General features: G+C 58.3%; 3 rRNA genes. All 3 read right to left on the reverse strand.

The window, feature by feature from the left end:
* Nucleotides 1-94 (reverse strand): 5S ribosomal RNA (rrf, locus tag AC1ATL_RS10660); the annotation flags it as partial.
* A 188-nt stretch (nucleotides 95-282) separates the two neighbouring features.
* Nucleotides 283-3,197, reverse strand: a 23S ribosomal RNA gene (locus tag AC1ATL_RS10665).
* Nucleotides 3,198-3,653: 456 nt separating this feature from the next.
* A 16S ribosomal RNA gene (locus AC1ATL_RS10670) occupies nucleotides 3,654-4,726 on the reverse strand; the annotation flags it as partial.

Raw genomic sequence — 4,726 nt, forward strand, 5'->3', positions numbered from 1 at the left:
ACACCCTCTCGAGTGCAGTACCATCGCCGCGCCTGGCCTTAGCTACCGGGTTCGGAATGGGACCGGGCGTCTCACCAGGGCTATGACCACCGCAAAACCATGGTCAACGGCAAGGAAACCACAAGGAATCCAAGCCGGCATGTTATCGGTGGCGGTCTGGGAACCGGACAGCGGACGCGAAGCTTATCGATTGTATCGTTCAGTGACCATTCCAGCGCATATTGCCGTCGGAACGATCCAGCACAGGAAAGACGCGGAACCAACCCAACAAAGGATTGGAATGTTATGTCGCCATCGCCCGTTAGTACCGGTCGGCTCCATCCCTCACGGGACTTCCACCCCCGGCCTATCAAACACGTGTTCAACATGCGGGCTTCAACAGTTCAAGACTGTAAGGAATCCTAATCTTGGAGCAGGCTTCCCGCTTAGATGCTTTCAGCGGTTATCCCTCCCGAACGTAGCCAACCGGCCGTGCCACTGGCGTGACAACCGGCATACCAGAGGTTCGTCCACCCAGGTCCTCTCGTACTATGGGCAGGCCTCCTCAGGATTCCAACGAGCGCAGAGGATAGAGACCAAACTGTCTCACGACGTTCTGAACCCAGCTCGCGTGCCGCTTTAATCGGCGAACAGCCGAACCCTTGGGACCTGCTCCAGCCCCAGGATGCGACGAGCCGACATCGAGGTGCCAAACCATCCCGTCGATATGGACTCTTGGGAATGATCAGCCTGTTATCCCCGGGGTACCTTTTATCCGTTGAGCGATGCCGCGCCCGTGCGCCGGCACCGGATCACTATCTCCGACTTTCGTCCCTGCTCGGACCGTCGTCCTCGCAGTCAAGCCCGCTTGTGCGATTACACTCGACACCCGATTGCCAACCGGGCTGAGCGGACCTTTGAGCGCCTCCGTTACTCTTTGGGAGGCAACCGCCCCAGTTGAACTACCCGCCAGGCACTGTCCCTGANTCGAGGTTAGACGTCAAACGAGAACAGAGCGGTATTTCACCTTGCGGCTCCACGGATGCTGGCGCACCCGCTTCGAAGCCTCCCGCCTATGCTACACAATCCGCGCCTAACGCCAATACCAAGGTATAGTAAAGGTCCCGGGGTCTTTTCGTCCTTCTGCGCTTAACGAGCATCTTTACTCGTACTGCAATTTCGCCGAGCTCCTGGTCGAGACAGTGGGGAAGTCGTTACGCCATTCGTGCAGGTCGGAACTTACCCGACAAGGAATTTCGCTACCTTAGGATGGTTATAGTTACCACCGCCGTTTACCGGGGCTTGAATTCACCGCTTCACCCCAAAAGGAGTTGACGGATCCTCTTAACCTTCCGGCACCGGGCAGGCGTCAGTGCATATACAGCGGCTTTCGCCTTCGCATGCACCTGTGTTTTTGGTAAACAGTCGCTACCCCCTGGTCTGTGCCACCCCCGACAGCTCCGGATGCAAGATCCTTCACCGTCAGGGGTCTCCCTTATACCGAAGGCACGGGAGTGATTTGCCGAGTTCCTTGACCAGGATTCGCTCGATCGCCTTGGTATTCTCTACCTGACCACCAGTGTCGGTTTGGGGTACGGGCGGCAACGCCCCTCGCGCCGAGGCTTTTCTCGACGGCCTGGACCACCGGATATCGGACCATACGGTCCCCATCATCGCACCTCGCCGTATACGTCATGCGGATTTGCCTGCATGACCGGCTGCGTGCTTGACCACGGAAAACCACCTCCGCGGCCGGCTCCCATTCCGTGTCACCCCTGCGCTGACCTACTACCATTACGGTCCCAACGAAAACCAGACCGAAATCCCCGAAGGGACACGGCCCGGAATCCGGAGGTTAGTACTCACGGATTCGGTCCTGTCGGTTCGCTGCCGGTACGGGAATATCCACCCGTTCATCCATTCGACTACGCCTGTCGGCCTCGCCTTAGGACCCGACTCACCCGGGGACGACGAACGTGGCCCCGGAACCCTTGGTCATCCAGCGGACGGGATCCTCACCCGTCTCTCGCTACTCATGTCTGCATTCTCACTCCCCTGAAGTCCACGACACGGTTACCCGGCCGCTTCGCCCCTCAGGGGACGCTCTCCTACCCAGCATGAACGAATCATGCTGCCGCGTCTTCGGTGGTGTGCTTGAGCCCCGCTACATTGTCGGCGCGGAACCACTAGACCAGTGAGCTGTTACGCACTCTTTCAAGGATGGCTGCTTCTGAGCCAACCTCCTGGCTGTCTATGCGACTCCACATCCTTTCCCACTTAGCACACGCTTAGGGACCTTAAACGACGGTCTGGGCTGTCTCCCTCTCGACGACGGAGCTTATCCCCCGCCGACTCACTGCCGGAATACACGTCAACGGTATTCGGAGTTCGGCTGCTGTTGGTACCCAACAAGGGCCCGCAAGCATCCGGTAGCTCTACCCCCGCGACGCAATCAACCGACGCTGCACCTAAATGCATTTCGGAGAGAACCAGCTATCACGGAATTTGATTGGCCTTTCACCCCTAGCCCCAGGTCATCCCCCCGGTTTTCAACCCAGGTGGGTTCGGTCCTCCACGCGGTCTTACCCACGCTTCAACCTGCCCAGGGCTAGATCATCCCGCTTCGGGTCCAGGACACGCGACTCAACGCCTTTTAAGACTCGCCTTCGCTACGCGTTCGCCACACGGCTTACGCTCGCCACGTACCACTGACTCGCAGACTCATTTTTCGATAGGCACGCCGTCACCCCACAANGGAGGCTCCGACGGATTGTAGGCGCACGGTTTCAGGAACTGTTTCACTCCCCTCCCGGGGTGCTTTTCACCTTTCCCTCACGGTACTGGTACGCTATCGGTCAGACAGGTATGCTTAGACTTACCCAACGGTCTGGGCTGATTCACGCGGGATTCCACGAGGCCCGCGCTACTTGGGAAACACGATCGGAAGACGGCATCCGTCCAGGTACGGGGCTCGCACCCTCTACGGCCAGGCCTTCAAGCCTGTTCCCCTGGAACACCGTTTTATCACTCCCGCCCGGTCCGTCGGAACCGGGACACATGCNTGCGGTGCCGGCCCATGACGGCCGGCGGGTTCCCCCATTCGGAGACCCTAGGATCAAAGCCATGTTGGAGGCTCCCCTAGGATTATCGCATCCTCAAACGTCCTTCATCGGTACTGTCTGCCAAGGCATCCACCATACGCCCTTGCAAGCGGCACAACAGCAAAACAACACTGTCGTTCCACCCGCAGGTTTCCTGATAGCAAGATCGCCAGACGACAAATCATCACACTAAAAATGATCACAAAACGATCGATCTCGAAACCAAACTCCAAACGGAGTCTGGCGAAATCGCGATAAGCAAAAGAAAACAACAATCTGTTTTCTTTGCTCGCGTCCACTATCCAGTTCTCAAACCACCACGCGCCACACGTTCCACCAACAACCTTCAAGGCGTCGGCTACTCCGCATGGGCAACGAACCGCACCACAACCAAACATTGTGGGGTGGCGGTCCGGGAGCCCAAAAGCATATCCACACCACTTCCGCCATCCCTCGAGGGAACGGCAAGACAACAATCTCTTCCACACCAGCATCCCCAAGCAAACCGTGGAACCATTCCACACGCTCGGGGCACACACCGGCTTCCAAACAGAAGCCTGAAATTCTCCGTAGAAAGGAGGTGATCCAGCCGCACCTTCCGGTACGGCTACCTTGTTACGACTTAGTCCCAATCACGAGTCTCACCTTAGACGGCTCCCCCCAGCAGAACTGGTTGGGCCACCGGCTTCGGGTGCTACCCACTTTCATGACTTGACGGGCGGTGTGTACAAGGCCCGGGAACGCATTCACCGCGGCGTTGCTGATCCGCGATTACTAGCGACTCCGCCTTCATGGAGTCGGGTTGCAGACTCCAATCCGAACTGAGACCGGTTTTAAGGGATCCGCTCCCCCTCACGAGGTCGCATCCCGTTGTACCGGCCATTGTAGCATGCGTGAAGCCCTGGACGTAAGGGGCATGATGATCTGACGTCATCCCCACCTTCCTCCGAGTTGACCCCGGCGGTCCCCCGTGAGTTCCCGCCATTACGCGCTGGCAACACAGGGCGAGGGTTGCGCTCGTTGCGGGACTTAACCCAACATCTCACGACACGAGCTGACGACGACCATGCACCACCTGTGAACCCGCCCCGAAGGGAGACCGTATCTCTGCGGCTGTCGGGAACATGTCAAGCCCAGGTAAGGTTCTTCGCGTTGCATCGAATTAATCCGCATGCTCCGCCGCTTGTGCGGGCCCCCGTCAATTTCTTTGAGTTTTAGCCTTGCGGCCGTACTCCCCAGGCGGGATGCTTAACGCGTTGGCTCCGACACGGAGACCGTGGAATGGTCCCCACATCCAGCATCCACCGTTTACGGCGTGGACTACCAGGGTATCTAATCCTGTTCGCTCCCCACGCTTTCGCTCCTCAGCGTCAGTGACGGCCCAGAGACCTGCCTTCGCCATTGGTGTTCTTCCCGATATCTACACATTCCACCGTTACACCGGGAATTCCAGTCTCCCCTACCGCACTCAAGCCCGCCCGTACCCGGCGCGGATCCACCGTTAAGCGATGGACTTTCACACCGGACGCGACGAACCGCCTACGAGCCCTTTACGCCCAATAATTCCGGATAACGCTTGCACCCTACGTATTACCGCGGCTGCTGGCACGTAGTTAGCCGGTGCTTATTCGAAAGGTACACTCACC

It is taken from the genome of Bifidobacterium sp. LH_743 (assembly GCF_056355775.1).